The organism is Pantoea sp. Sc1, assembly GCF_000255315.1.
Lineage (GTDB): Bacteria > Pseudomonadota > Gammaproteobacteria > Enterobacterales > Enterobacteriaceae > Pantoea > Pantoea anthophila.
Genome location: NZ_AJFP01000001.1, coordinates 2,436,667 through 2,462,622, shown reverse-complemented (window position 1 = coordinate 2,462,622; position 25,956 = coordinate 2,436,667). Strand labels below are relative to the sequence as shown.

Genomic DNA, 25,956 nt, shown 5'->3' with positions numbered 1-25,956 from the left:
GCACCGGCATTATGCGTCTCTCGCCTGCCATCCGCCTCTCTACCGCCTTTCTGCGCCACTTTTAACAGTTGGCGCATTAATTGCTTCCTTATCGTTACCGCATCCTGCCGGGCAGGAACAGGCACCGTAGCCTGGTAAGCGGCCTGTGGCGAGCCGCCACTCCACAACATCGATTTCAGGCGAAGAAGCCCTGCCGGCAATGCTGCCGGCAGGGCTTTTTTTTGGAGCAAATCTATGAGTAAGTTAAAAGCATGGTTTCAGGGGCCGCAGGATATTACCGAAGCAGAGGCCGTCGAGGATTACGCGGTGGGCCGTGTGCCGGCGCACTATCGCTGGCCCATTCCGGCCATTATTCTGGTGCTGCTGGGCAACTCTACCGCGATGTTCTGGTTCAGCCTCGGGGCAGACATGAGCTACCAGGTCGGCTGGCCAATGCTGCTGCTGCCGATCGGTTATATGGTGGTGTTCGCCACCCTGATTGGCTCGTGCATTATGAAGATGGCGAGTAAAGAGGGGCTCTCACTCAATCTGATGACGCGCGGCCTGGGGTTTGGCTATATGGGCTCCGCCTTCACCTCGCTGATTTACGCCGTCAACTTCATCTTCTATTTCCTGTTTGAAGGCACCATTGTGTCTCACGCCATCGCCAACTATGCGGGCGTGCCGGTCAACTCCCTGACCGGCATCGCTATCTTTGCGCTGATGGGGCTGGCCGCCATCTGGTTTGTCTGGAAGGGCATGTCATCCATGCAGTTCCTGCAAACCTGGGGCGTTCCCATTTTCATTGTGCTGTTTGGCTTCTGTATCTGGCAGTTAACGCACCACTATCCGGCTGTCAGCTTCAGCGGCTGGCAGCCGAAAGGGGAGGCGGACAGTAACGCCCTGTGGCTGGTGATGAATATGGCCAACGGGCAGATTGTTTTTCAGGGACTGATGGCCACTGACTACGGTCGTTTTGCCCGTCCGGGGATCACGCATAAAGGCACCGCAACGATCATGCTGGGGATGCTGATCCCGATTGTTGTCGTCATGCTGTTTGGTGCTTTTATGGCCTACACCCTGATGCCGCATATTCAGGGCGAGGATGTCTGGTCGCTGGCGCTCGATCCGGGCTTCGTCTTCCCGCTGATTATGGGGCTGACCGGCGTGTTATTTGCGGTGATCACCCAGATTCGTATCAACGTCCTGAATCTCTACTCAGGTTCGATTGCCCTGTCGAACACCATGGATATGGCGTTTAACTATCGCCCGGGACGCCAGTGGTGGATGCTGCTGGTCTGGTTGCTCGGCGTGCTGTTCTATATCTGCAATATCCTGCAGTATACCGGCACGTTCCTCTCCATTACCGGCATTCTCACCAACACCTGGGTCTTTATTATCCTTGCGGATTACTTTATCTGCCGCAAAGTGCTGCACCTTGCGCCTTCCGATTTCGTGGAGTATCGCAAAGCGTATCTGCGGATGTGGAATCCGTCTGGCGTCATTGCGTTGTGCGTCGCGGTGGCAACAGGCGCGGCAGGCGTGCTGGGCCTCTATCCGATGGTGTACGCCTCATTTATTGCCATGCTGGTTGGCCCTGTGCTGCATGTCGCTATCAGCGTGGCGACCCGCGGCAGCTACTACTTCAAAACCTTCCCGGAAGATATGCAAACCAGCTGGAAACCCTCTGATGCTTACCAGGGGCCGAAACCGGTGTTTAAACCCTTACTGAGCAAGGAGGCCGAATAATGCGCATCAACGTTGCAACCATTCAGTTTGAACCCACGCAGTTCAGAAAAGAGGAAAACGTCGCCCGGCTGCTGGCATTAGCCACTCAGGCGGCACGTGACGGCGCACGCTTAATCGTGATGCCGGAAATGGCCACTACCGGCTACTGCTGGCAGGATCGTGCGGAGGTCGCCCCCTACACAGAAACGGCGGATGGCCCCACCAGTCAGGCATTCGCTGCGATTGCGCGTGAGTTTAACTGCTTTCTGGTTTTTGGCATGCCGGAGCGGGACAGGGTAACCGACCTCTACTATAACAGCGCCATTCTGGTCGGCCCGCAGGGCGTGATTGGCGTCCACCGTAAAACACATCCCTATATTTCGGAACCGAAATGGGCGGCTAACGGTGATGGCGGGCATCAGGTCTTTCAGACTGAGATCGGCAATATTGCGCTGCTGGTCTGTATGGATATTCACTTCATTGAAACTGCCCGGCTGGCTGCGCTGGGGGGCGCACAGATTATCTGCCACATCAGTAACTGGCTGGCTGAACGCACTCCTGCGCCTTACTGGCTCACGCGCGCCTGGGAGAATGGCTGTGCGCTGATTGAAAGTAACCGCTGGGGATGGGAGCGGGGCGTGCAGTTCAGCGGCGGCAGCTGCATTGTGGATAGCCAGGGAAATGTGCTGGCCAGCTGCGACAGCGGCGATCGGATACTCAGCGCTGAGTTACCTCTTCCGGCGGAGAATCCACAGCTGAACAAGCGCCGGCCTGAGCTCTATCAGCGGCTGATGACCAATACTTTCCTCTGGAATCCGGCGGACTTTTTTGGCTTATATGGGCGTGATCCCCTGCCTGAGGGCAAAGCGTCCCGTATTGCGGTGGCGCAGTTTCGCCCGCAAGACGAGGTGAATGCCAATCTGGCACAGATTCGGCACTGGGCCGGACAGGCGAAATCAGAGGGCGCGGAACTGCTGATCCTGCCGGAGCGCGCGCTGACCGGCGGGGAGGGCAGCCATTGCGCGCTGTCGCGGGAGGATGCGCCTGTACAGGCGCTGGTCGCGCTCGCGATGGAGCTGGATATCGCGCTGCTTGCAGGGTTCGCCGAGCGGGAAGGGGAGCAGTGCTACAACAGCGCGATGCTGGTGAGCAGTGAAGGAGTCAACGCGTACTATCGCCAGATTCACCTCAGCGACCAGGATCGGCACTGGGCCTGCGCAGGGGATCAGTGGGTGACGTGCGATCTGCCGTGCGGGCGTGTCGGTATTCTGCTGGGGGAGGATCTGCTGGTGCCGGAAGCGGCCCGCATCCTGGCGCTGGAAGGCTGCGACATCATCGCCTGCCCGGCGCAGCTTCATTCACCTCTGCCCATGGCGCACCCGGGCACGGCGATACCGCATGTCTGGCCGATCCCGCGCGGCGCCGATCCTTACCACTGGCTGCTGCCGCGCGTTCGGGCGGGAGAGAATAACGTCTGGCTGGCTTTTGCCAACTGGCCCGCCGCCGCAGGCGAAAGCTTTGGCCTGAGCGGGATATACGGCCCGGATACCTTTGCCTTTCCACGCAGGGAAGCGAAAGCGACCGGTGCGAAGGAGCTGGCGCTGCTGGATATCTCCACGGGGTCAGCCGGCGATCCTTATCCCAATCATGTGGTAAGGCGTAAAGACCTGGTGCTGATGCGTCAGCCGCATTTCTACACTGCGCTGATTGCTCCATCACCGAAATGAGCCACAGACGCGGCCTGCGGGCCGCGTTGATTCAGGAGCTATTATGACTGCCACTCAGCCGCTGCCGAAACCCGTTATTCCGGTCGGTATTCTCTATTCAGTGTCAGGCGATTATGCGGTGATCGGGCGCGAGATGCTCAACGGCATCCTGCTGGCGATTGAGGAGATAAACGCCAATCCCGCCCATCCGTTTACCCTGGCGCCCGTAATCCGCGATCCGCAGGGGTCGCTGGATCTCTATTACGAATATTGCCACGACTTACTCTATCGCCACGGGGTGCGTCATGTGATTGGCTGCTACACGTCTGCGGCGCGGAAGACCATTCTGCCACTAATCGAAGGTGCCAACGCGCTGTTGTGGCATTCCGCGCGCTATGAGGGGTTTGAGAGCAGCAATAGCGTGATTTACCTGGGGGCCAGTCCCAACCAGCATATCCTGCCGATGCTCAGCTGGCTGTTACAGCAGCAGGCAGCAGAGATCTATCACATTGGTTCTAACTATGTCTGGTCATGGGAGATGGATCGCCTTACCCGTGAAGCCGTCATCCCCGCGGGCGGCAGCGTATTGCAGAGTAAATTACTGCCGATGGGGGACGAACACGTGGAGGCGTTAATCGCGGATATTATCGCCTGCCGCCCGAAAGTCCTCCTGAATACCATGGTCGGTAAAAGCGCCTACAGTTTCTATCGCGCCTGGCACCAGGCCTGCCAGCAGCAGCCTTGGCTAAATGAGGTGCTGAAGCTCAGCCTGACGCTGTGTGAACCGGAAGTGCAGTTGATTGGTGCAGAGGCGTTAGAGGGGTATCTGGTTTCTGCCAGCTGGTTTCAGTCGATTGACAGCGCCGCCAACCACCGTTTTCTGAGCAGCTATCATCAGCGCTTTGGTGAGCAGGTTTCGCCCTCAGTGGACAGCGAGAGTGCCTGGCTCGCCGGACATTTGCTGGCGAGAGCCATTGCGCGCCACGGCAATGCAGATGTGGACGGTGTGCGCAATGCGGTATTGCAGGATGAGATGGATTCGCCCGCCGGACGGATCCGCCTCGACGCTGACAATAATCACTGCTGGCTGACGCCGCATCTGGCGCGATGTCACAACGGCAGGCTGGAGAGTTTCTGGCAGGCGGAGGCGGCGGTGAAACCCGATCCCTGGCTGGCCAGGGTGGATCTCGCGAGCCTCATGCCGCGCGGAGGTGACGAATGAGCCGAAAAAACGTACAGATGCGCGGATTAAAAGTGTGTGTGATCGGCTGTTCCGACCGTGATAACCACCATCTGGCGCAGCAGTTCAGCCGCATAGGCATTGAGGGCCTTTTCTGTACGGTCTTTCCGGACGAGAGCCAGCTGGCTGACCAGCGTCTCCCGCCGTATCGCGCAGATGGAAGCCGATCTGAACCGGCTGCAGACAGAAAGCGATACGCTGACTGGCCGGGTGGATGACCCGGCTGTGCAACGACCTTTACGCTAGACCCGCACCCGTAAGCCGTTCCCCGACTCACTCCCCCGTGACGAAAAACGGCTGCTGCCGGCAGAGCCATGCTGCCCGGACTGCGGTGGCGCGCTGAGCTATCTGGGCGAAGATACTGCCGAACAGCTGGAGCTGATGCGCAGCGCCTTCCGGGTTATCCGGACCGTACGTGAAAAGCATGCCTGTACTCAGTGCGATGGCATAGTGCAGGCCCCCGCGCCTTCACGGCCCATCGAACGGGGTATCGCAGGACCGGGGCTACTGGCCCGTGTGCTGAGCTCAAAGTATGCAGAGCATACCCCGCTGTACCGCCAGTCAGAAATATACAGCCGCCAGGGTGTGGAGCTGAGCCGTTCACTGCTGTCGGGTTGGGTGGACGCATGCTGCCGGCTGCTGTCTCCGCTGGAAGAGGAGCTTCAGAGCTATGTCCTGACCGGCGGCAAGCTCCATGCCGATGATACCCCGGTCCAGGTGCTGCTGCCGGGTAATAAGAAGACGAAGACCAGGCGGTTGTGGACGTACGTTCGTGACGACCGCAACGCCGGGTCAGCGCTGGCGCCGGCGGTCTGGTTCGCCTACAGCCCGTACAGAAAAGGTATCCATCCGCAGACCCATCTTGCGGGGTTCAGCGGTGTGCTGCAGGCGGATGCATACGCCGGGTTCAACGAGCTGTACCGGGATGGCCGGATAACGGAAGCCGCCTGCTGGGCTCACGCCCGCCGTAAAATCCACGATGTGCACGTCCGTACCCCGTCAGTACTGACGGAAGAAGCCCTGAGACGGATCAGCGACCTGTACGCCATAGAGGCGGAGATAAGGGGAATACCGACGGAGCAGCGCCTTGCCGAACGTCAGTTGAAAACGAAACCGCTGCTGAAATCCCTGGAAAGCTGGCTACGTGAAAAGATGAAAACCCTGTCGCGACACTCAGAACTGGCGAAAGCGTTCGCATACGCCCTGAACCAGTGGCCGGCACTGACGTACTATGCAGATGATGGCTGGGCTGAGGCGGACAATAACATCGCTGAAAATGCGCTGCGGATGGTCAGTCTGGGAAGAAAGAACTGGCTGTTCTTCGGCTCAGACCACGGAGGAAAGTGAGGAGCGTTGCTGTACAGTCTGATAGGGACGTGCAAACTGAACGACATGGACCCAGAAAGCTATCTGTGCCATGTCCTTGACGTCATAGCTGACTGGCCGGTCAATCGGGTGAGTGAACTGCTCCCCTGGCGCATAGCACTGCCAACATAATAACACATCCCCGTCAATATGGTTCTCGCTGGACGCTTACCTTTTGTCTGAAGAATATATACTTAATTAATGACAACATTGATGGGTCTGAATAGCCAGAGGTATGACCACTTACATGATTCTCTATGGAAAGTGTGACCTCCATCACATAATGTGATTATTTTAAGAATAGTTAATATTATTAGTGCTACGCACTTGTTAAAAAAATTCGCAGGTGTTAATGTTTCAATATATTTTACATTTCATCACTGCCTGACATCTTTTTACGCCTTTCAGGGGTTGTATTATTAATTAAGCAGGATGCTTATTTCGCGAGGTGAAAATTTTGTTCAGCTATTTATTTATTGCTGTTGGGCTTTCCTGGGTTATTTGTGAGTCGATTATCGCTTCGGTAAAACGAGCCAATAGGAAATCATCCGATATCTCGGATCGTCATTCTGAGATGATATTAAATTTTTTCACCTACTCATCTCTTATTTTGGGATTCGCCGTAGCACAGTCAAAATATTTACGCTTTGCGAGGCAGGGAGATATTATCACTTGGGCTGGTCTGGTGATTGTATTAATAGGGATCGCTATTCGTTTGCATGCAATATATCGTCTGAAGAAATTCTTTACGGTTAATATCGCTATCCTCAACGATCACGAGTTAATGACCACCGGCATCTATCGCTTTATTCGTCATCCTGCTTATCTGGGGGTGATTATTGCTTTTGCTGGAATGGGGCTGGCATTAGGTAACCTGTTGTCATGTCTCATTATGTTGACGCCAGTACTGTTTGTTTTTCTGTGGCGTATTCGCCTTGAAGAGCAGATGCTGAGTCACGCATTTCCGCATGAATACCCGGCCTATCAAAAAAAAGCTGGCGGTTGATCCCCTTCCTTATATAGACAACAGGATGAAAATTGCACGCTGACAGGGATTACAGAAGTGCGTCAAGGCGAGTCAGAAAGAAAATTTCCTTCTGGTGCCATTGTATTGTTTACGTAATGGTAAATAGCTTGCTGTTCACTATTAATATACTCAATGATAATAAACTTTGGTTCTATTATCCTTTGCTGGGGTGGCTTATCGGGTTGTTCATTCATGCAATGATAACCTATTATCAGTGGCCTGATTCTCTACGGAGTAAGATGTTCCAGAGAGAATTAAAATTAATTAAACGAAATAACGAAAAAAGATAAGGATATACCTGCTATGACATCATTATCGCTTGAACAACTGTGTGAAGAAGTGGCTAAAATTCTTAAAACTGACAGCGTTGATGCGGATTGCCCCCTGGGCCAGTTAGGCATTGATTCATTAAATGTGGTGGAGTTAATCCTGGCCTGCCAGATGATTTACCCTAATGTGATGGATTTTGATGATTTGCTCTTTGATGAAAACTCTACGCTGCGTGAGATCGATGTGTGCATGCTGGAAAGTAGTCTGCAGGTATAGCCATCTTATGAATATCATGAATAAGAAACCGCTTTTTATCGCATTGCGCGTAACATTAATCACCTTTGTGATTGGCAACGTTATTGCCTGGATTTCCGGTGCTGCGCCCATAAAATTTGCTGAAATTCCGTTTAGCACCGCAGAACAGTCGCTGATAGCTGATGGCGCAACGTCCAGCGCGACAGATAAAGATGCCCAGAGCATTGCGATGATCTACTTCCTGCACAATCGCCTCGATGAGGCAGCTGCAATGGTTGAGCAGGCCCGCGCAGAACAGGGCGCAAGTGACTCTCTGACCGCGCTGGCGGCAGCGATTGAAGTCAAACAGGCAGGTGCGCGTCTCGATCTGTTGTTTGGTCAGCGTAAGCTGTGGCAGTTAAAACAGGCGCTGACACAGTTAAAGAGCGTGTCAGATAAGGTGCCAGAGCAGTTTGACGTTCAGCTTCTTGCACTATGGGCTTTTGCTTCGGTTCCCGATATCAGCGATAGCGCAGCCAATGCACAGATTATTTCACACCGTATAACGCCGGTTCTTAACCGTCATGGTATCCCGCAGCCGCTGGCTGCGTCCGCCTGGCTCGGCCTGACGCGTCTCTCGCTCTATCTTGCTGATGAAGGCGATGAAGAAAGTCAGGCCTCGGCCCAGGCTAACGCCAGAATGGCGTGGCAGGCGTATCAGCAGATTGGTTTCCATCCGGCATGGCTTCAGCAGGAAAGCGATGTCTTGGAACAAGAGATGAAAGAGTTGCCTGAGCATGGCTGATATCGATGAGATCATCTGTGCGAAGGCGGCTGGAAAATCTTACCTGCGTGGGGAGCAGTCTGTTCAGGCGCTGAAATCGGTTTCGTTTACGCTCAGTCGCGGGGAGTTTTTAATTATCACCGGGGAAAGCGGAAGCGGAAAAAGTACCTTGCTGAATTTGTGCGGCGCGCTGGATATTCCCGATTCAGGCCAGCTGACGCTGTTTGGCGCTGATGTCAGTCAGCTAAGTGACGGTCAGCTGTCCGCGCTACGTAAGCAGCATATCGGCTTTATTTTTCAGGACTTCCACCTTATTCCAGTGCTGACCGCCATAGAAAATGTGCGCTATGCCCTTGATCTGCGCAAGGTGGAGAAGGCAACGGAAAAAGCCGGGGCGTTGTTAGCCGCTGTGGGACTGGCCGATCAGCGTGATGCCAAAGTGAATGAATTATCAGGCGGTCAGATGCAGCGGGTAGCAATCGCTCGTGCGCTGGCCGGTAATCCCACGCTGATTGTGGCAGATGAACCTACGGCCAATCTTGATAGCAAAAATAAAGAGAGCGTGATGGCACTGCTGAAAAACCTTTGCCAGCAGCATCAGGTGGCGGTGGTGCTGGTGACGCACGATCGGTCGCTGACGCCATGGGCGGATAAACTGCTGGTGATGCAGGACGGTAAAGAGCAGGTGACGCATGAATAATATTATTGCCGGCGTTCTATTTCTGCTGACGGCTCTGTCTGCCCATGCTCAGCCCGCATTGCAATATCCTCCTGCGATACCGGCTGGCGAGAGTGAGCAACGGGTGATGCAGCAGCAGCTGGTACAGATACCGGCTGAACAACGCAGTGAGCAGCAGTGGCGTCAGCTGGCGCTGGTCAGCATCGCGCTGACCACCACGGCAGACGCGCCACAGCAGGAACAGACCGCATTGACGATTGAGCAGGCCCGACACGCGTTACCGGATGATGCGTTGCTGATGGCGATTGAGGGCAGTCTTTACTGTATCCAGGCGGGCAACAGCAAAATCGACGGCATGCAGGCAATGGCGCTGGTCAATCGCGGATTTCGCCAGCTCGATCGCGCCGTGCTCAAAGAGCCTGAGAATATCGGGCCGCGTTTACAGCGTGCTATCACCGCCAGCCGCACCCCGGCTTTTTTAGGCAAAGGCGCGCTGGCACGGCAGGACTACCACTGGCTGATAGAGACCATTCCGGCGACGGAAGAGACGCAGTCGCTGCGTGCCATGGTGCTTTATCAGTTGGGCGAAGTCGTGGTTTCCGATGATCCCTCCCAGGCGACCTTACTGTGGCAGCGTGCGGCTGCCCTGGCGGGAGGAGAATGGAGTGAACGAGCTAAAAAGCATTTGTAACTGCCGCAGAGCGCTTTACCGGCAGGCATACTTCACAGGGAACGCTTATCGTGATTGATTTTGACCAGTTCAACCAGCAGGCGGATCGGCTTGACGCGACGCTACCTCAGTCGGAACGCGTGAATACCGCGCGGATGGATGGGCTGCGCTACCGGCTTTACCCGCCCCGGCATGCTACGCAGGACGTGATTATCGTTTATCACGGGGGCGGCGTTCATCTGGATGCCGGATATGACATTCTTGCCCGTCAACTACATGATGACACCACAGCTGTCTGCCTGGTGGATATTCGCGGTCACGGAGGTTCCCTCGGCGCTAAAGGTCAGGTTGCCCGCCCTGACCGCATCTGGCGTGATGTGGATACCTTGCTGACAAGCCTGCGCGCGTTTTTCCCTCAGGCGCGTCTTCACCTGCTGGGGCATTCCAGCGGTGGCGGAATGTTAATTAATTATTTCACCCGCCATCGTCCGCAATCTCCTGCAAATAGCCTGATATTAATAGCACCAGAACTCGGGCCTTTCGCAAGCGAAGTCCGGCGTAGCGGGGTGACGGTTCCATTTGCTGAAGTGCGCCAGTGGCCTTTCGTCATTAATGCGTTAAGCGGTGGCTTGCTTTTTGGCAACTATCCGGCCGTGGCGCTGAATTTTCCGCCAGACGTTAAAGCCTCTGAGCCAGATTTTGTTCAGCATTACAGTGTGAACATGGCCAATGCGCTGACACCACGCTATCCGGCTAAACAGCTGGCGGCCTTGCCGTTACCGGTTTTACTGCTGGCTGCTGAAAAAGATGAGCTGTTCAGCGCAGATGCGATGCGTGAGTTCGCTGAAAAACATGGCAACGAAGCGCTGCGCTTCGGTGTCATTGCAAACAGCACGCATCTCGATTGTCTGTTCTTTGCCAGTCAGGCTATACGTCAGCATCTGTCGCTGACAGGGCAGGCGATGCGATGATCCGCTGCAAACTCGCCGTACGTAATCTGTTGCGTAACAAAAGGAGGACCACGGTCTCTGTGACCAATCTTGCCCTGGCTCTGGCGGCTATTTTACTCTTTTCCGGCTTTTGTGAATCGATGTATCAGGGGCTGCGGGAAAGCATGATCCGTTCGCAACTGGGGCATATTCAGTTTTTCAGTAAAGGATTTAATCAATTTGGTGCGTTAAGCGACGCCAGCATGCTGCTGCCTGAACCGCTGAAGAAACAGATCATGGCACAGGCGGCGCGACAGCCGGAAGCGGTCATCATTACGGAAAGGCTGGAAACCGACATTTTGATCACCAATGGCGATGCGCAGATGTCATCACACCTTATTGGCATCGATCCTGATAAAGAATCGACGCTGAGCTCAGCCATTCAGTTGCAGTCAGGCAACAATCTTTTCCCTGAACAGCGTGACGGTATTCTGCTGGGTGGCGCACTGGCAAAAGCGCTTAACGTGCACCCGGGCGACTCTCTGACGCTGTTAGGCACCGCGTCTAATCAGACCATCAATGCGATGGATGTCACCGTGGCCGGTATTGTCACCACCGGCGTCGAAGAGCGGGATCTGCGGACAGCTTACGCTAATCTTGCTCTGGTGCAGACGTTCCTGCTGACACGGGGAGCCACACGCATCGTGGTGTTATTGAAAGATACGCAGCAAACCGATCGGGTCATGCAGCGACTCACCCGTGAGCTGACAGAAGATGCCGACCGGATAGAAGTCCGCAGCTGGTCACAGCTGGCGACCTACTATCACCAGGTTGTTGCCCTGTTTTCCGCCATTTTCACCTTTGTGAATGTCATTTTGCTGGCGGTCGCGGCCTTTGCTATTTCTCATGTTTTATCCATGAATGTGGTGGAGCGAACCCGTGAAATCGGGGTTATCCGGGCCATTGGCGCCAGCAGAGGCGATGTGGTTGCCCTGTTCGTGATGGAAGGCGGACTGTTAGGGATTATCGGGGGCCTCGCGGGATTACTGCTAGCGTGGATCCTCGCCCTGCTGCTCAACCACTCCGGTCTGATGATGCCAACGCCGCCGGGCAATACGGTGACGTACCCTTTACGCATCCTGCTGACGGTACATCAGTGTCTGACCGCCTTTGTGGTCAGTGTGCTGGTATCCCTGCTTTGCAGTCTGTTACCTGCGCTGCGGGCGGGCAGACTCGTTATTACAAGAGCACTTAATCATGCATAACATTTTATTGGCGTCCTCTTTTTTATTACGCAAATGGCTGGCGTGCCTGATTGCGCTGATGCTGATCAGCGCCCCTGCCATGGCGGTACAGAAAGGTGCCAGCGAATGGTTCAGAGAGATTAGCGACCTGCGCGGGCTGTCTGGCAGCTTCAGCTTTTCATTACAGGTGACGTCTTATCGCAATGAGGTAGCGGAGGCGCAGAGTCAGCTTGAGGTGCTGTTTCAGTCGCATCAGCAAATCCTGATTTTGTTCCGGCAGCCGCAAAATTCCGCAGGTCGCCGTATCCTGGTTGAGGGAGATAACATGTGGTTAACACTGCCCTCATCAAAACGTGTGCTGCGTGTCTCGCCGAGCCAGCGATTACTGGGCGAAGCCAGTAACGGCGATGTGATTAATACCAATTTTGCAGACTACCAGTTGCAACAGCAGCAGGATGTCGAGCGGGACGGAAAACGCTATATCGCGCTGACGCTGGTGGCGACTAACAGTCGGCAAAGCTATCAGCGCGTAGTGTACCTGATCGATCCGCTGAGTTCGCTGCCAAGCATCAGTCTTCACTACACGGCATCGCAAAAACTGATCAAAGAGATTCATTATGAAAACTATGTTACTACCGCAGGCAAACCGCGCGTAGAGCGGCTGCGGTTGATTAACCCGGTGCAGCCAGACCGTTACACCATCATGCAATTAAGCCAGTTTACTGCCAGAACCTTCCCGGCAGGGATTTTCAAAAAAGAAAACCTGCTGAATGCGGTTATCCGGGAGTGATGGCGATGAAACATGACCGCCATGACGCGGCTTTTCTGATGCGTGATGGTTGCAGACTCCATTACCGTCACTACAGCATGACCACGGCGCAAAGCGTGATGCTGCTGCTGCCTGGATTTGGCTTAACCAGTGAAGATTATGTCTCATGCTGTCAGCACCTGGCGAAATCGAGTGCGGTGACAGTCTACAGCCCTGATCTGCGTGGACAGGGCCAGTCTCAGGGGGGGGAGGGCGATGTGGCTTACATCGGGCAGTTACAGGACGACCTGAGCGATATGATCGCTGCGTTGCAGCAGAATCATCCCGGTTTGCCGGTGGTACTGGCCGCCCATTCGGGGAGCAGTTCTCTGGCCATCAACTACCTGGCAACGCGGCCAGATCCGATGGTGGTGGCGTTATATCTGCTGGCGCCGGTGTTTTTTGGTCATATGGAGTATGACCGCGAACTCCAGCGCGCTTACCCGTTTATCTATTACGGTCGATACCACCGTAAACCTGCTCCACATCCGGCGTCGCAGCTCAGGATGAATCAGGAGTTCCGTTACTCTCTGCTGCGCCATGGCCTGGGAAGAACGTTTAGCGCGCTGCAACACATCCGGGTTTTACAGGTGCGGCGTGATGCCGGACAGCCCTGGCGCAACTATAGCTTTCGTTTTTTGCAAAGCTATCGCTGTCGTGACCTGACACAGAGCCTGGAGCGAATCAGGGTGCCGGTGTGGCTGATGGTCGGGCAGGAAGATGAGGTAATGCTGCCGGATGCGGTGTTCACGCTGCTGAACTGGCACCTGGCACCGGGCTTGCTGCGGGAGAGCCGCTGTCTGGCGCGAATGGGACATTTCAGTATCCTGGCGATGGCGGCCACGCTGATGGGACACTGGCTTCGGGCTACAGTTACGCCGCAAGCCGGAATGCAATAAGGGAATAATATGGACATTGAGAGCGGCGGCTGTGGCTATTTCTCTTTCGCCTTTCCAGCGCAGGCAACGGCATTACGCTGGGCCGATGGAACGCCTGCCGGGGGCATTGTCGCGAGATCTTCTACGGCTGAAAACAGCCGTGAACTGACGATTCAGTGGGTTGCAGATGAGAAAACGCTCACGCTGCAACAGGCGGCGGACAGCCGGAAATCGGTCTATTACGCAGCCGATGAGCAGCGCATTCTCTTTTCCACGCGCCTGCCAGAGCTGCTTAAGATGTGCGGAACGGACAAGACCCGTTTTGATCCGCGCTGTGTTGCTGACCTTATCGTGGTCGGTTTTGTTGCTGCGCCACGCACGCCTTATCAGGGGATTTATCAGTTAGCGCCCGGAGCCGCTATTGTCTGGCGTTATGGCGACGCTAGGCTGGAGTACACCTGTTCAGCCTCTGCCGCGCCGTCACCGCAAACGATCGGTGTCAGCTTCAGCGGCCGGGCGGGTAACATTCCGGCGCAGCCCCAGCTTTCCGATAATGCCATGCTGATCAATGTCATTCCGCAGCTTGCAGCCCTGACCGGCGAAGCCCATGGTGATCCAGGATTACTCAGATTACTGCTTCGTTTAGGTTGCCAGCGGTCCGCACCCTGCCATGTTCATCTCGGCTACGATCTTGACCCGGAGACGCTGCGGGCAGCGACGCGTTTTAAACAGCCTTGGATCAGACGCGCGGCGCAGCGATCGTTGCAACACTACTGGAACGAGGTTCGTTACCCGGAAATTGCCGGCTGGTTTTCGCCGCCGGAGACGGCTTTTGACGGTGAATGGATCAGGCACCTGATAATCAGTGAAAGGCAGCGTGTTATTCAGCAGGTGGCGACGGCCTATCAGCAAGCCGTCAACTATTATCATTGCCCCCGCATTGATGAAGAAAATATGGGCGTAAAATTAAATAATGAAAATTTTTCATCAGACTCACCGGAAGCGGCAAATCTTTATTGTCGTGCCGTGCAACTAAATATGAGCGCGACATTTATTAATCAGCTTGTCGACTTTTCACCCGGGAAAGTATTCCGGCGTAACGAAAAACAGCAGGATCACAGGCTGAGCAGCCTGATTTGTGCCATGACATCACTTAATTATCTTGAGCGATTTCATCATCGCCTGCCACAGTAATCCATTTGCCCATTTTTATTACGCTAAATAATAGAGGGAACTATGACCGGATATATGTTGCATTCACTTGCGGATATTTACGCTGAATTATCGGCAGGGCATCCCCTTCCTGATATCAGGATGGCAGGGGGGGAACCTTTAAACCTGGCGCGCATTGAGTACTGGTGCGTTCTTCTTAAAGAGAAGGGATTGCAGCACGGCGATCGATTACTGCTGCTGACGACCCCCGGTGCTGAGAGCATCGCTGTTATGGTCGCGGCCTGGCATCTCGGCATCGTCATCTGTCCGCTGCCCCCGCAGACCCGCGAAGCGCCGTTACGCATTATCGCAGAGGATTGCGGCGCAAAGGCGATCCTGGATGCGGCTACGCAGCGCTGGCAGTCGGGTGCGGCGCCGGATAAGCCCGCCTCGTTTATCTACCTTACGGCGCCGCGCGTCACCGGAAGCGATCTGGCGCTGATTATTTACAGTTCAGGCAGCACTGGCTTACCCAAAGGGATCATGCTGTCTCATGCCAATGTGTTGTCAGCGCTGCGATCCGTCACCGGTTATCTGCAACTGCGGCCGCAGGATACGCTGCTATCCGTTCCACCGCTGCACTTCGATTATGGACTTTATCAGGTTCTGTTCGGATTTTATGTGGGTTGCCGCGTCATCCTTGCGCCTGCCGCCTGTAATCCGATGCAGCTGCTGAAACTCATCTCACAGGAGCAACCCACCGTGCTGCCGCTGGTTCCGGCACTGGGTGCAGGCCTGGCGAAACTGGGTAATGCCCTGAAACGTCAGGCGGATTGCGTGCGATTGATCACTAATACTGGCGGCCACATGCCGGAAAAGGTCGTGCGCGATCTGAAATCCCTGTTCCCGGCTGCGGGCGTGATGTTGATGTATGGGCTGACGGAGTCAAAACGGGCGATGTTTCTGCCTGTCAGTCAGGCAGAACGCAAGCCGGACTCTGTGGGCAAACCCATGCCGGGCCTGGAAGCCAAAGTGTTTATTGCGTCAGGAGATAGCGAAAAACAGGTATTTCATGAATGTAAACCTGGCGAAATCGGCGAGCTGTATGTGCGTGGCGCATCAGTAATGCAGGGATATACCCATCCGGAGAGCAGTGCAGGGGCGCAGATTATTACTGGAAACTATCGCGATGATAACTGGCTGGCCACCGGTGATCTCTTCAGCTACGACGGAGAGGGTGATTTCTATTTCCGGGGACGTGCAAAAGAGTTAATCAAGCAGGCGGGGTTTTGTCTCTATCCGCGCACTATTGAAGCAATCGTCGAAAAGCATCCGCAGGTGACGGATTGTGCCGTCATTGGTATTCACGACGAGGACGGCAATGAACAGGCCTGCCTGTTTGTCAGATCCGCTGCCACTCTGGATAAACCGTTACTGGTCAGCTGGCTTAGCGAGCACTTTGATTCCCCCTGGCTGCCAGCACGGATTGAATTCATTGAAAACTGGCCGGTGAATCAGAATGGAAAAATTAATAAAAAAGAGCTGGTGAATTTTCTTTAACGTTCAAAAATTTGAGACTGACATGACAACCACGATTAGCCGAATTGAAGAGGGATTAGTGGCAGGGAAATTCGTCTTTGACTCTCCCTGCTATATTTACGATCCTGAGCAGCTACGAAATAATATTAATGCGCTGGAAGAGAGCACAGGGACGCCGGTTATTCTCTCTGTTAAAGCGAACCCCGGCACCGATCTTAATCTGCGCCTGACCGATCGTAATGCTGGGGTTGAAGTCGCTTCGCTGAATGAGCTGAATCTGGTAGCGAATAGCGAAAAAATATATATTAATAATCCGTCAATGGATAAAAATCTGATGCGTGCCGGCATTGCCGCAAAGGCTTTTTTTATTATTGACAGCCCGCAACAGCTTCAGCAGCTGATTGCGCTTTCCGGAAATCGTCCGCTTCAGCCAGTCATTCTACGCTGTAACGTCGGCGTCGTGGCAGCGTTGGTGCCCGACGCGCCTGCTATTCGTAAAGATCATTTTGGCATGGATCTGGTGAGTCTGCTCGAAACGGCGCATTTCATCCGGAACCATGAAAAAGTTCAGCTTAAAGGATTTCATCTGTTTGGCGGTTCCCACACCTTTCATCGCTTCGCCAATGTGATTGCCGAGGCAGCACTGGCGTTACTGCCCCATATTGAAGCAGCTTACGGTGGAGCCATTGAGCTGATTAACCTGGGCGGTGGTTTTAGCGAACAGTGGTGGGAGCATCAATCGCTGTTCCCTGCTTATCGTGAATGGCTGGCACGTTTCCCGGCACATATCTCGCTGGTACACGAAGCCGGTCGCGCAGCGTTCTCTTCCTGCGGCGTTTTTATGACTACGGTGGTGGCAACCAAACGCATTGCCGATCAACATTACGCCATTTGCAACGGCGGCATGAATCAGAGCTTCCTGTTGTGCCAGACTGAAAACAGCTTTCGTAAAATGCGCCAGCCTTATCGGGTGCGGCTGAACGATCGCCTCCAGCCTGACGTAGATAGCAATCAGAAGACGATTTTAGTCGGCTCTACCTGTAGTCGTGACGACGTGATTGGCCACTATGCCGGTGAAGATATTCAGCCAGGGGATATCCTGCTGTTTGATTACTGCGGCGCTTACTACAGCACCTATACCGTGAATCGCTTTCTCGGATTAAAGGAGGCGGCTCAGTATGTTTTCTCCTGAAACGGTTCCGGATATGTTGCATCTGGGCGAGTTGATTACCCGCCATCTTGAAGGCTATCAACCGATGCCGGAATCGGTGCGCCAGATGATTTTCCGCAGCGTTTTGCGTCATCTTGACTCACGCATGATTATTGAGGATTCGCTGACGCCCCTGAAACCGCTGGCGGCGTCTGCCACCTCATTCCCGTTACCGGCGATAGACTGCCTGCCTTTACTTGATCGCTACGTAGTGGCGGTGCGCGAGGAGGGGCTGGGGCCTTACTTCAACCTTATTATCGGTCTTTTTGGCCATATTATGTTGCAGCTTTCCGGGAGCGACCGGCAGCAAGAGCAGGTGGCGCAGTGGGTGAGTGCCGGCGGCACGGGGGCTTTCCTGATGACCGACAGCGGTGGGCCATCGCTGCATCAGTGGCGTTCCCAAGTAGTGAGTGATGCGCAGGGCGCGTTGCAGATTACGCTCGATAAAGAGTGGGGCATCGGGGCATTAACCTGCGCGTTCGCCATTGTTATCCTTTCACGCCCGGGTCAGATGGTGCCTCAGGCCTGGCTGATACCGCCCGAAACCTGCGCGCAGTGGCAGCGAAAGCGAGTGGGGTCTGGCTGGCTGGATGGCCATGTTCAACTGGGCAACTGTCACGGCGTCTTCCCGGGTAGCCACGACTGGGCACTACGCCGTGGCGGATTAATCGCGGTTAAACAGTTTCTGACCTATGTTCGTCCGCGTTTTGTCGCCTCGCTGATGCATCATCTGCACTGGCTGATGCAACAAAAACGTCTGACACCTGACAGCCAGCACGATGAAGCGCGTGAATATTTGCTCAGCGTAACGCGCACGCTCTCTGCTCAGCAGGTGTTTAATCGTTATTCAGAAGATGAGGTGATGGCACTGAAATTTGCCTCTAATGCCTTGCTGTTTGACCTGGTTGAACAGCAGCGCGTCCGATTACTGAGCGATCAGCGCGATTTACTGGGATTCACAAAAATGGAAGGCAGTTCTTATCGTTGCCTGATGGAAATTTGCCAGCGGCATCGGGTAGGTCACTATGTCTGAGCTTGAGCTGGTTCGCGCTGAGTTTATCCGCTACCCGCAATCGCTGCTGTCGGTAGACGACAGGCTGGAAAATCTCTCTCCGGTACTGGCTAAAGCGGTGGGTGAACAGATTGCGTATGCTTTGCAGGGATGGCAGGGGCCGATACCGGATCGCCATTTTGTCTGTTCGACGATTATGGATTTGGCTTTTTCCCGCCAGCTGGTGAACTGGCCGACGCTGGTGGAGCAGATAGCGCAATACACCGATGCCGTGCCGGATATGCTGATCAATGCCTATGAGTGCGCCAGCTGGGGCTACAGTTTGCGCCAGGCGTTGAGTCATCCGCGTACGTCACCCTATGTGATGTGCACGATTGTCGATCTCAACCTGATGGATCTCGCCTTCTGGCGTGCCAATCCCAACTGGGGCAACTCAGGTTTCGGCATCGTCACGCTGCTGTTTCGTGCGGAGACCAATGCGCATCAATGTGTCACGGTCAATGTGGCGAAAACCAGCAATTTTATCGCTGAGTTCAGCATTGCCGTGCGCAACGCACTGGCTGATAAGCCTGACTACAAGCTGGCGCTCCCCTTTTTTCCTCAGGCCGTCACCCAGCTATTCCAGCGTCTGTTACCGGATGCCGACATGCTACCGGATCTGCATCCGCGCTTTGGCCACTGTTTTGGGGCCGATCCGTGGATTTCTCTGATAGAACAAGCTCCACATGCCTCATCCGGTCAGCGTTTTCTGGCGACGTCGGTCGCCCTGAACGGCTACTGGACAATGGCCGATATTACGCTGGCCGCCGATGGAATCTTTAACTGGCGGGAGGCGAAATGATGCAGTGCAATCATCTTTTTAACGGGCAACTGAACCGCTCGCCTTATGCCTTTCGCGCTTATCGTGCCAATGCTCGGGTGCTGCCGATGACCACGCCAGAGGATTACGCCTCACTGGGACGTATTGAGAAACCGGCAGTTCAGTCACCTGTATTCTGTGGGTTTCAGGAAAAATATGATCTGCTTGAAGAGATCGTTAATGCGGCATTTTTGCATCTGCAACCGCTTAATCGCTGTGTTATGACGGCAATGATGCCGGGGGGTCTTCGCCTCCCTGCGCGGCTTCTACAGGATGACATTTTTCTGCTTCATCAGGTTGACCAGGAAGCAAAGCGGCTCTTTCTCGACGGCTTTAGCGTGCTGGCTATTGAAGAGTCGATTATTCGCCACCCGCTGGAAAGTGGTCGTAATCACCTCCGGCTTCGCTGGTTTCCACAGCATTCCTTTCAGTGTCAGGATGGGTGGGATGTGCTGGTCAGATTTCTTCATCAGTTGAACATTGTGGCCATTGATGAGTGACATTGTGCTGCGCGATTTACACATTTTTCCACTCTCCTCGCAGGGCGAGCTGCCGGATGCGCTACCCGCGCCGGGAGAAGGCGCAAAGGCGCTGGATCTCATCCTGTTTTGCAGCTCAGGCGAACTGGGCGTCATGCAGCAACAGGATATTGCAGCCTGGTCGCAGCAACAGACGTTTTGCCAGCCGTCACCGCGTCGGGCTTTTGTTTCCCTGGCCTGTGCGAGCTGGTATGCGGCACTGCTTGAGTTTGAGCGTAGTCCCTGTCATCACGTCGAAATCTGGGTTATCGAAAGCCCGGCGTCCTTTATTCAGGAACGGCTTGACTGTGCCGGGCTGGGCCATGGCGGAGAGGGACTGACCGTCCAGCCAGGCATCGCCAGAATGGTGCTGCAAAAGTGCCAGGCAAAGCCCGGTGAGGTGGTGCTTGAGGCCTGTGCGCTGTTCGCCAAACCTGCGGGACTCAGAGGCACTGAACAGTTGATCAAACGCTATGGTGCCTGGCTGGCCGCCGGTCTGGGCGATGATCGGGCAGCTGGCTGGGTCTCGTTCGCGATTGCCACGGGCTGGTCAGATCAGCTGCTGGCCGGTTTATTACACTGGTTTCCGCAGTTGATGGGGCAGTTGACGCGGTTGCCCAGTATGGAAACCGACACTCTTCATCTGCTGGCCATCAAGCCACTGCATGAACTGCATCGCAACGTTGCGCAGTGCCGTTCCGGTGCGCTGTTTATGACGACGCTGGCGGCAGGCGGGCGCATTGGCTGCGTGGTGGTGCGAACCGCTAAATCCGTGCCCGGTGTGGTGCCGCGGGACAAGCCCCATACTGTGCCGGTTCCGGCAAGCCGTATGCTGCCCGGCACGCCTCCTGATTACTGCGATCCCCAATACCGTTATGTCGATAATCAATACTTTCTCACTGAAATGACGTTGCATTCTCAGTGTTCACGTACATGGAATGACTATGAATAATTTACCGATTTATCTGGCGCCGCTGGACGATATTCGCTTTGTGATCTGGCTGCAAAATCAGACAGAAACCTGCCTGAAAAGTGACTACCCTTGGTTAACCCGTGAGCGGGTAGATACGTTATTAGAAGAGGCGGCGAGTTTCGCCAGCAACGTGTTGTCAGCCAGCTATCAGGAAGCCGATCGTCAGGAGTGCTTCCTGGACGCGGCGGGAGAGGTACAGGTGCCTGAATGCTATCGGGCGCTGCTGGTAAGGTTCCGCGAAGAGTGGGGCGTGCGTCTCAAGCCCTACGAGCAGGGCGGCCTGGGGCTTCCCCCGCTGATTCAGTATGCGGTGCTGGAAATGTTTATGGGGGCGCATCCAGCCTTTATGACCTATGTCGGTTTCAACGGGCCGGCCCTGCAATTGCTTACGCGTTTCGGCACGGCGCAGCAGCTGGAACGCTACGGGCCTCCCTTGGCTGAATACCGCTGGACTTCGTCACTGTGCATTACCGAAGCGGAGGCGGGCAGCGACCTCAGCCGTATCACAGCTCAGGCAGAACGGCAGGAGGATGGGCGTTATCTGATCAGAGGTGAAAAACGCTTTATCTCTGCCGGTATGCACTCACTCACCGAGAATATGGTTTGGTTTGTGCTGGCGCGCATTAAAGATGGGCCATCCGGCGTGCTGGGACTCTCCTGTTTTATTGTTCCGCGTTTTGACGGCGGGAAAGACAATCAGGTGCGATGCAGTGAAGTGGTGCGAAAGATGGGGTTAAAAGGGTGCGCCAATACACATCTCCGGTTTGGTGAACAGGGGCCCTGTTACGGTTATCTGATGGGTGAGCGGGAGAATATCGGACTGGTGCAGCTTCTGAGCATGATGACGCCAGCGCGTATCAGCACCGGAATCTACGCGCTTGGAATGGCTTCCAGTGCCTATCTCAACGCACTGAACTATGCCTGCCGGCGCATTCAGGGCAAACAGTTTGATCGGGCAATGAGCGCCCAGGCACCTTCATTGCCGATTGTTTCTCATCCGGATGTGCAGCGTATGCTGAGTGAAATGAAGATGCTCACGGAAGGCTGCCGTGCTCTGCTTGGCAAATTAGGCATGGCGGAGACACGTTATCTGATAGCGAAAGCGCGTGAAGAAGAGCAGGAGGCCCGGCAGGAGCTGGCCTTTTTTGAACTACTGACACCGCTGGTGAAAGCCTATTGTTCCAATAACGCCTGGACGGTGGCTGAAAATGCCATTCAGGTACTGGGCGGCAACGGTTATCTTTCTGCATTTCCGGTTGAGCAGTATGCACGAGACTGCAAAATTTTATCGATATGGGAAGGGACTAACCACATTCAGGCGCAGTTTCTGCTGCGGGACAAGCTCGGAATGGGACTGCGTGACACGCACGGGCTCCAGGAGCTGAATCAGCGGATTTCCGCGTTTATCACTCAGGCCAGAAAACAGCCGGCGTTGTCCGCGATGGCCGATAAGCTGGGGCAGGCGCAATCCGTCATGAAATCAACGTTGCTGGAGATGGGCGACTATGTTCGCAAGGGGCAGATGCTCGCCGTGCCAGCCTGCGCCAATATCATGATGGAGATTGTCGCTGAAGTGATTATCGGCTGGTGCCTTATTGAAGCGGCGGACATCGCGCAGGCATCAGATAATCAGATCCTGTGGGAAGGAAAATATGCGACGGCGCACTATTTCGCGGGCGTCACACTGCCGTTGACGCTAGCAAAAGCGGCAAAAGTGCGTTATCTGATGCAGTCAGAAAGTGTGTTTAATCCGGTGTTTACTGAGGATGCGTAAAGCGGGAATTTATCAGACGGCGTTTGTACTCTGCCTGTCGTCTGCCTGTGCTGCCAGTGAGACGATCGACTGGCAGTCGCACTTCTCTGCGCAGGGACGCTATGGAGTAAAGGAATATAACGACGCATCTCCGCTCTCACCTAACCGCTACAGCCCCGCGACGCGGGCAGGCGTTGACACGGATGTGATGTTTTCCTCTCAGTTCTTTTATCAGGATAATTTACAGGGGTTTATCGGCGTTGCCTCGGGCTGGGAGCATGAAAACCACACGGATAACAGGCTCACCCGGCTGCTGGAAGGGGGCGTCACCCTGATGAACACCGAACAGACTCAGCGCCTCACAGCGGGTAAAGTCTATCTGCGCTGGAGCCAGGACAGCGTTTACCATCCGATCGATATTTTCGGTCGCTACACGCAGCCGAAAAGTACACTGGGCGTTAACCGCATGGATGATTTCCAGCGTGAGGGCGCGCCGATGCTCCGCTGGCAGGCGAGCAGTGACAGCGGCGATTTCGACCTCGTGCTGGCCAAAGCCGAAGATGAGCAGGGGTGGGGTAACGCTCAACAGGCAGCACTGCGCGGTCTGTGGCAGCTCGATGACATCGAAGGTAGCCTGCTCGCAGAAAAAACCAGCAGTAAACGACCGCGCTGGGGGGCGACACTGAGTCAGGGCATCGGAGAGCAGTGGACGCTTTATAGTGAATACCTGCTCAGTGGCGATCGTGATATTCCTCAGCTGACACAGGTTAGCCCGGCGATTCCGATTGACGAAGAGGCGCAATTACCCGCGTTATATCGTAACCGTCAGGATCCCCGGCAGCATAACTGGCAAAAGATGTTATTAACGCTACGCTACACATTGCAGAAAGGGGGCAGTCTGGAGGGCAGCTTTTATTATAACGGGCATGGGATGAACCGTGATGAATGGAATCAATGGGTTGATGTCCAGCACTCATCTGCCCGGACGCTGACAAATCCGCGTTTGCAGCAGGTGCTGGGTCAGGGTAATCCGTGGGTCGGCACCTTAGGCAGTTCAGCACAGCTGATGCAGAACTTTTACCTGCGCCGTTACTACGCTTCCGTGCGTTTCGACAGCATTGAGCGTTTTACCCAGGGGGGTGTGGAAGTTAACCTGATTTACGGTCTCGAGGATAATAGCGTGTCGCTCTGGACTGAAGGCCGTTATCCATTAAGTACGCACATCACTGCGAAACCGTTTATTTTGCTACAAACCACCTCTCAGGGAGAGGGTGCAATCTCGCCGGTGCGTTCGATGGTCGGCATAAATTTTAGCTATGATTTTGATTTTTAGAGGGTGGCCTTGCCGGATTGGCCTGCGGCTATTCATCCGCACTGATGTCACCCTGTGCGAGGGCTTGCGCGTGATAAAAACAAAAATCCACGCCGTTGCGTTAATGGTAAGCGTCCAGCGAGAACCGTATTGACGGGGATGTGTTATTCCGTTGGCAGTGCTACGCGCCAGGGTAGTTTCATGCTTACGTTGATTGGCCACATCGTACAGTCAGCGCAGGCCGTAACGGTTTGCGGTTTCAACATCGACGGTGATCCCCATCGGACGCAGGCGTGTCATTAACGGGATATAGAAGCTGTTGCGGGTGTACTGCACCATCCTCTCCACCTTGCCCTTAGTCTGCGCCCTGAAGGGACGGCACAGGCGGGGAGAGAAGCCCATCTCTTTGCCGAACTACCACAGGGAAGGATGGAACCGGTGCTGCCCTGTCTGGTAAGCATCAAGCTGCAGCACCACCTTTTTCATATTGTCGTACAGGACTTCCCGCGGTTCACCGCCGAAGAAGCTGAACGCATTGCGGTGACAGGCTTCCAGGGTGTCGTAGCGCATGTTGTCAGTGAACTCAATGTACAGCATCCTGCTGTATCCCAGAACGGCGACGAACACATGCAGGGGGGACTTGCCGTTTCGCATGGTTCCCCAGTCAACCTGCATCTGCCGCCCTGGCTCGGTTTCGAAGCGAACGACCGGTTCTGCCTGTGCTGGCAGGGTCTGTTTGCGGATGAACTCTCTCAGGATAGTCAGCCCTCCACGATAGCCCAGCTCCATGATTTCCTTGGCAATAACGGTCGCCGGGATTTTGTAGGGATGCGCATCGCTGATCCGCTTAGAGATGTAATCACGGTATTCATCGAGCAGTGATGATGGTGCCGGGCGTGGTGAATACTGAGGCTTTTCAGATTTGGCTTTCAGGTGGCTGCGGACAGTATTGCGCGAAATACCCAGCTCCCTTGCGATGGCCCGGATACTCATTCCCCGCTTGTGCAGGACTTTAATTTCCATACGAATCTCAAAAGTGATCATAAGCTCCCCTGTATTCAGAGGAGCAGATTAACCCCCGGATCAATTTTCAACCGCTGGGGTGGATCAGTTTTGCACCGTTGGTAATATCTACCGCTGGGTAGTTGAAATCCGCCTGGCAAACAAGTCTAAACATCACCCAGTTCTACTGATGGTCTACTTTGGGCCAACAAACAGGATACGCGGTGCCGTGCGAATGGAATTAAGCCCCCAACACTATCTAGCTGAACAGATGAGCGACTTAGTCATTTGGTTGGGGCGTAAAGGCCGTATTGGTAAATACCTGTACCAGGGATTGCGTAACTCATGGGTCACGACCATCCATTACGCGCTGGATGTGATGGGGATGAAGCTGCATGACTTTCTGATTGGTCTTGCCAAAGTTCATGATGGTGATTTCAATGATCCTTATGGCAAGCAGGAAGGTATGCGGCTAGGGACTACCACCGTCGTAGCTTCGATATACGAGAAAGTGAACGCCCCTGAGTTGAGCCTTGAAGAACGTCGGGCAACAGCTCAGCTAACACTGGATGAAAGCCAACATGAGTGTTTTTTACGTCTGGAGCTGCGTCTGTCTCCAGGTAAGCAGAAACTGATGCTGAGTAACCTGTCGCAAATGGAGAATCTGGTGTCACGTTTGGCATTCTATGACCGTAAGTTAATCAGGGATCGCAAGCTGGATCCAGACTTTGCCAAACTTTGAAACGTATGACTGTCACCCGTGTTCGTAAAACGTTCCGTCCGGCCAGTGGGTTGAATGGCAGGGCTGTTAGTCCGAGCAAAGAGGCAGCTAAAAAACGAGTAGATAAGGTGATGAAAAGGTATCTGGTGGACTTGTTTGATGCAGAGGCTATCTGGCATAAACTTCCACTGGTTGTCGAGAAGCTGGGTATTTTGGGACAGCCGCAGTATTGGCAACCTGACATCCGTAAAAAATGGCTTAAATCTCGCGGGTAATAAGCGCCATGGCGTTGCGGCAGGGATGCTGCATCCTAATCTGTGAGTTGTTCAACGGCAAGCCTAAAAGGTCAGGAGAAAATTAAATC

The 25,956-nt window shown here is 54.5% G+C and carries 24 protein-coding genes and 2 pseudogenes; 25 read left to right on the top strand and 1 reads right to left on the bottom strand.

The features are described from left to right. Positions 1–234 precede the first annotated feature (234 nt). The 23 genes and pseudogenes from S7A_RS11370 to S7A_RS11260 all read left to right on the top strand — a co-directional run bounded on the left by S7A_RS11370 (position 235) and on the right by S7A_RS11260 (position 23,890). Entirely contained in the window at positions 235–1,728 is a 1,494-nt protein-coding gene (locus S7A_RS11370; RefSeq protein ID WP_009090700.1) for a cytosine permease, read from the top strand. After that, complete coding sequence (locus tag S7A_RS11365; protein ID WP_009090698.1) at positions 1,728–3,434, top strand: nitrilase-related carbon-nitrogen hydrolase; 1,707 nt, start codon at positions 1,728–1,730, stop codon at positions 3,432–3,434. Before S7A_RS11370 ends, S7A_RS11365 begins: the two co-directional genes overlap by 1 nt. A gap of 43 nt (positions 3,435–3,477) precedes the next feature. Beyond that, a complete protein-coding gene (locus S7A_RS11360; protein WP_009090697.1) occupies positions 3,478–4,635 on the top strand; it encodes a transporter substrate-binding domain-containing protein in 1,158 nt (385 codons plus the stop codon). Between the two features lie 153 nt (positions 4,636–4,788). Beyond that, a pseudogene (locus S7A_RS11355) lies at positions 4,789–6,150 on the top strand (IS66 family transposase); the annotation flags it as partial. Between the two features lie 325 nt (positions 6,151–6,475). Then, complete coding sequence (locus S7A_RS20845; RefSeq protein WP_141629821.1) at positions 6,476–7,024, top strand: isoprenylcysteine carboxylmethyltransferase family protein; 549 nt, start codon at positions 6,476–6,478, stop codon at positions 7,022–7,024. 32 nt (positions 7,025–7,056) lie between these two features. Further along, the gene (locus S7A_RS21810) at positions 7,057–7,335 is read left to right on the top strand and encodes a 2TM domain-containing protein (RefSeq protein ID WP_009090692.1); all 279 of its coding nucleotides are present in this window, start codon (positions 7,057–7,059) and stop codon (positions 7,333–7,335) included. 13 nt (positions 7,336–7,348) lie between these two features. Continuing rightward, positions 7,349–7,591 (top strand): acyl carrier protein, encoded by a 243-nt coding sequence (locus tag S7A_RS11340; protein ID WP_009090691.1) that lies wholly within the window; start codon positions 7,349–7,351, stop codon positions 7,589–7,591. Between the two features lie 16 nt (positions 7,592–7,607). After that, positions 7,608–8,354 (top strand): hypothetical protein, encoded by a 747-nt coding sequence (locus tag S7A_RS11335; RefSeq protein WP_158000254.1) that lies wholly within the window; start codon positions 7,608–7,610, stop codon positions 8,352–8,354. Beyond that, positions 8,347–9,033 carry an ABC transporter ATP-binding protein gene (locus S7A_RS11330; RefSeq protein ID WP_009090685.1) on the top strand — a complete coding sequence of 229 codons (687 nt, stop codon included), beginning with the start codon at positions 8,347–8,349 and terminating at the stop codon, positions 9,031–9,033. The genes S7A_RS11335 and S7A_RS11330 overlap by 8 nt, the downstream gene beginning before the upstream one ends. Next, positions 9,026–9,703, top strand: coding sequence for a hypothetical protein (locus S7A_RS11325; protein ID WP_141629820.1), 678 nt, complete (start codon positions 9,026–9,028; stop codon positions 9,701–9,703). Before S7A_RS11330 ends, S7A_RS11325 begins: the two co-directional genes overlap by 8 nt. Positions 9,704–9,753: 50 nt before the next feature. Continuing rightward, positions 9,754–10,653 (top strand): alpha/beta fold hydrolase, encoded by a 900-nt coding sequence (locus S7A_RS11320; protein ID WP_009090681.1) that lies wholly within the window; start codon positions 9,754–9,756, stop codon positions 10,651–10,653. A gap of 59 nt (positions 10,654–10,712) precedes the next feature. Then, on the top strand, positions 10,713–11,876 hold the full coding sequence (locus S7A_RS11315; RefSeq protein WP_158000253.1) for an ABC transporter permease: 1,164 nt from the start codon (positions 10,713–10,715) through the stop codon (positions 11,874–11,876). Then, entirely contained in the window at positions 11,869–12,645 is a 777-nt protein-coding gene (locus S7A_RS11310; protein WP_009090678.1) for an outer membrane lipoprotein-sorting protein, read from the top strand. Before S7A_RS11315 ends, S7A_RS11310 begins: the two co-directional genes overlap by 8 nt. A gap of 5 nt (positions 12,646–12,650) precedes the next feature. Next, on the top strand, positions 12,651–13,562 hold the full coding sequence (locus S7A_RS11305; RefSeq protein WP_158000252.1) for an alpha/beta fold hydrolase: 912 nt from the start codon (positions 12,651–12,653) through the stop codon (positions 13,560–13,562). Between the two features lie 276 nt (positions 13,563–13,838). Beyond that, on the top strand, positions 13,839–14,735 hold the full coding sequence (locus S7A_RS11300; RefSeq protein ID WP_141629819.1) for a hypothetical protein: 897 nt from the start codon (positions 13,839–13,841) through the stop codon (positions 14,733–14,735). Positions 14,736–14,777: 42 nt separating this feature from the next. Then, the gene (locus S7A_RS11295; RefSeq protein WP_083837635.1) at positions 14,778–16,253 is read left to right on the top strand and encodes a class I adenylate-forming enzyme family protein; all 1,476 of its coding nucleotides are present in this window, start codon (positions 14,778–14,780) and stop codon (positions 16,251–16,253) included. Between the two features lie 22 nt (positions 16,254–16,275). Beyond that, positions 16,276–17,424 (top strand): hypothetical protein, encoded by a 1,149-nt coding sequence (locus tag S7A_RS11290; protein ID WP_071987808.1) that lies wholly within the window; start codon positions 16,276–16,278, stop codon positions 17,422–17,424. Continuing rightward, entirely contained in the window at positions 17,411–18,475 is a 1,065-nt protein-coding gene (locus S7A_RS11285) for a hypothetical protein (protein WP_009090673.1), read from the top strand. The genes S7A_RS11290 and S7A_RS11285 overlap by 14 nt, the downstream gene beginning before the upstream one ends. Continuing rightward, positions 18,468–19,295, top strand: coding sequence for a hypothetical protein (locus tag S7A_RS11280; protein ID WP_009090672.1), 828 nt, complete (start codon positions 18,468–18,470; stop codon positions 19,293–19,295). Before S7A_RS11285 ends, S7A_RS11280 begins: the two co-directional genes overlap by 8 nt. Then, positions 19,292–19,813, top strand: a complete 522-nt coding sequence (locus tag S7A_RS11275; RefSeq protein ID WP_009090671.1) for a hypothetical protein — start codon at positions 19,292–19,294, stop codon at positions 19,811–19,813. Before S7A_RS11280 ends, S7A_RS11275 begins: the two co-directional genes overlap by 4 nt. After that, positions 19,806–20,783: a hypothetical protein gene (locus S7A_RS11270; RefSeq protein ID WP_009090670.1), complete on the top strand. Its 978-nt coding sequence runs from the start codon at positions 19,806–19,808 to the stop codon at positions 20,781–20,783. The genes S7A_RS11275 and S7A_RS11270 overlap by 8 nt, the downstream gene beginning before the upstream one ends. Further along, positions 20,776–22,578 (top strand): acyl-CoA dehydrogenase, encoded by a 1,803-nt coding sequence (locus S7A_RS11265; protein WP_009090669.1) that lies wholly within the window; start codon positions 20,776–20,778, stop codon positions 22,576–22,578. Before S7A_RS11270 ends, S7A_RS11265 begins: the two co-directional genes overlap by 8 nt. Next, entirely contained in the window at positions 22,571–23,890 is a 1,320-nt protein-coding gene (locus tag S7A_RS11260) for a hypothetical protein (RefSeq protein ID WP_009090668.1), read from the top strand. Before S7A_RS11265 ends, S7A_RS11260 begins: the two co-directional genes overlap by 8 nt. A 213-nt stretch (positions 23,891–24,103) precedes the next feature. On the opposite strand, the pseudogene istA reads toward S7A_RS11260, so the two are convergent. Next, a pseudogene (gene istA, locus S7A_RS11250) lies at positions 24,104–24,913 on the bottom strand (IS21 family transposase); the annotation flags it as partial. Between the two features lie 193 nt (positions 24,914–25,106). On the opposite strand from istA, the gene S7A_RS21510 reads away from it, so the two are divergent. Together S7A_RS21510 and S7A_RS21505 are read left to right on the top strand one after the other, a co-directional pair. Beyond that, a complete protein-coding gene (locus S7A_RS21510) occupies positions 25,107–25,613 on the top strand; it encodes a hypothetical protein (RefSeq protein WP_009090665.1) in 507 nt (168 codons plus the stop codon). A 5-nt stretch (positions 25,614–25,618) separates the two neighbouring features. After that, positions 25,619–25,867, top strand: coding sequence for a hypothetical protein (locus tag S7A_RS21505; protein ID WP_050544656.1), 249 nt, complete (start codon positions 25,619–25,621; stop codon positions 25,865–25,867). Positions 25,868–25,956: the final 89 nt, after the last annotated feature.

Coding starts and splice junctions, on each gene's coding strand:
- S7A_RS11285 (WP_009090673.1), top strand. CDS start 17,411: ATGTTTTCTCCTGAAACGGTTCCGGATATGTTGCATCTGGGCGAGTTG.
- S7A_RS11370 (WP_009090700.1), top strand. CDS start 235: ATGAGTAAGTTAAAAGCATGGTTTCAGGGGCCGCAGGATATTACCGAA.
- S7A_RS11330 (WP_009090685.1), top strand. CDS start 8,347: ATGGCTGATATCGATGAGATCATCTGTGCGAAGGCGGCTGGAAAATCT.
- S7A_RS11305 (WP_158000252.1), top strand. CDS start 12,651: ATGAAACATGACCGCCATGACGCGGCTTTTCTGATGCGTGATGGTTGC.
- S7A_RS11335 (WP_158000254.1), top strand. CDS start 7,608: ATGAATAAGAAACCGCTTTTTATCGCATTGCGCGTAACATTAATCACC.
- S7A_RS11265 (WP_009090669.1), top strand. CDS start 20,776: ATGAATAATTTACCGATTTATCTGGCGCCGCTGGACGATATTCGCTTT.
- S7A_RS11260 (WP_009090668.1), top strand. CDS start 22,571: ATGCGTAAAGCGGGAATTTATCAGACGGCGTTTGTACTCTGCCTGTCG.
- S7A_RS11270 (WP_009090670.1), top strand. CDS start 19,806: ATGAGTGACATTGTGCTGCGCGATTTACACATTTTTCCACTCTCCTCG.
- S7A_RS11360 (WP_009090697.1), top strand. CDS start 3,478: ATGACTGCCACTCAGCCGCTGCCGAAACCCGTTATTCCGGTCGGTATT.
- S7A_RS11325 (WP_141629820.1), top strand. CDS start 9,026: ATGAATAATATTATTGCCGGCGTTCTATTTCTGCTGACGGCTCTGTCT.
- S7A_RS11280 (WP_009090672.1), top strand. CDS start 18,468: ATGTCTGAGCTTGAGCTGGTTCGCGCTGAGTTTATCCGCTACCCGCAA.
- S7A_RS11365 (WP_009090698.1), top strand. CDS start 1,728: ATGCGCATCAACGTTGCAACCATTCAGTTTGAACCCACGCAGTTCAGA.
- S7A_RS21505 (WP_050544656.1), top strand. CDS start 25,619: ATGACTGTCACCCGTGTTCGTAAAACGTTCCGTCCGGCCAGTGGGTTG.
- S7A_RS11300 (WP_141629819.1), top strand. CDS start 13,839: ATGTGCGGAACGGACAAGACCCGTTTTGATCCGCGCTGTGTTGCTGAC.
- S7A_RS11310 (WP_009090678.1), top strand. CDS start 11,869: ATGCATAACATTTTATTGGCGTCCTCTTTTTTATTACGCAAATGGCTG.
- S7A_RS11290 (WP_071987808.1), top strand. CDS start 16,276: ATGACAACCACGATTAGCCGAATTGAAGAGGGATTAGTGGCAGGGAAA.
- S7A_RS11275 (WP_009090671.1), top strand. CDS start 19,292: ATGATGCAGTGCAATCATCTTTTTAACGGGCAACTGAACCGCTCGCCT.
- S7A_RS11295 (WP_083837635.1), top strand. CDS start 14,778: ATGACCGGATATATGTTGCATTCACTTGCGGATATTTACGCTGAATTA.
- S7A_RS21510 (WP_009090665.1), top strand. CDS start 25,107: ATGGAATTAAGCCCCCAACACTATCTAGCTGAACAGATGAGCGACTTA.
- S7A_RS11340 (WP_009090691.1), top strand. CDS start 7,349: ATGACATCATTATCGCTTGAACAACTGTGTGAAGAAGTGGCTAAAATT.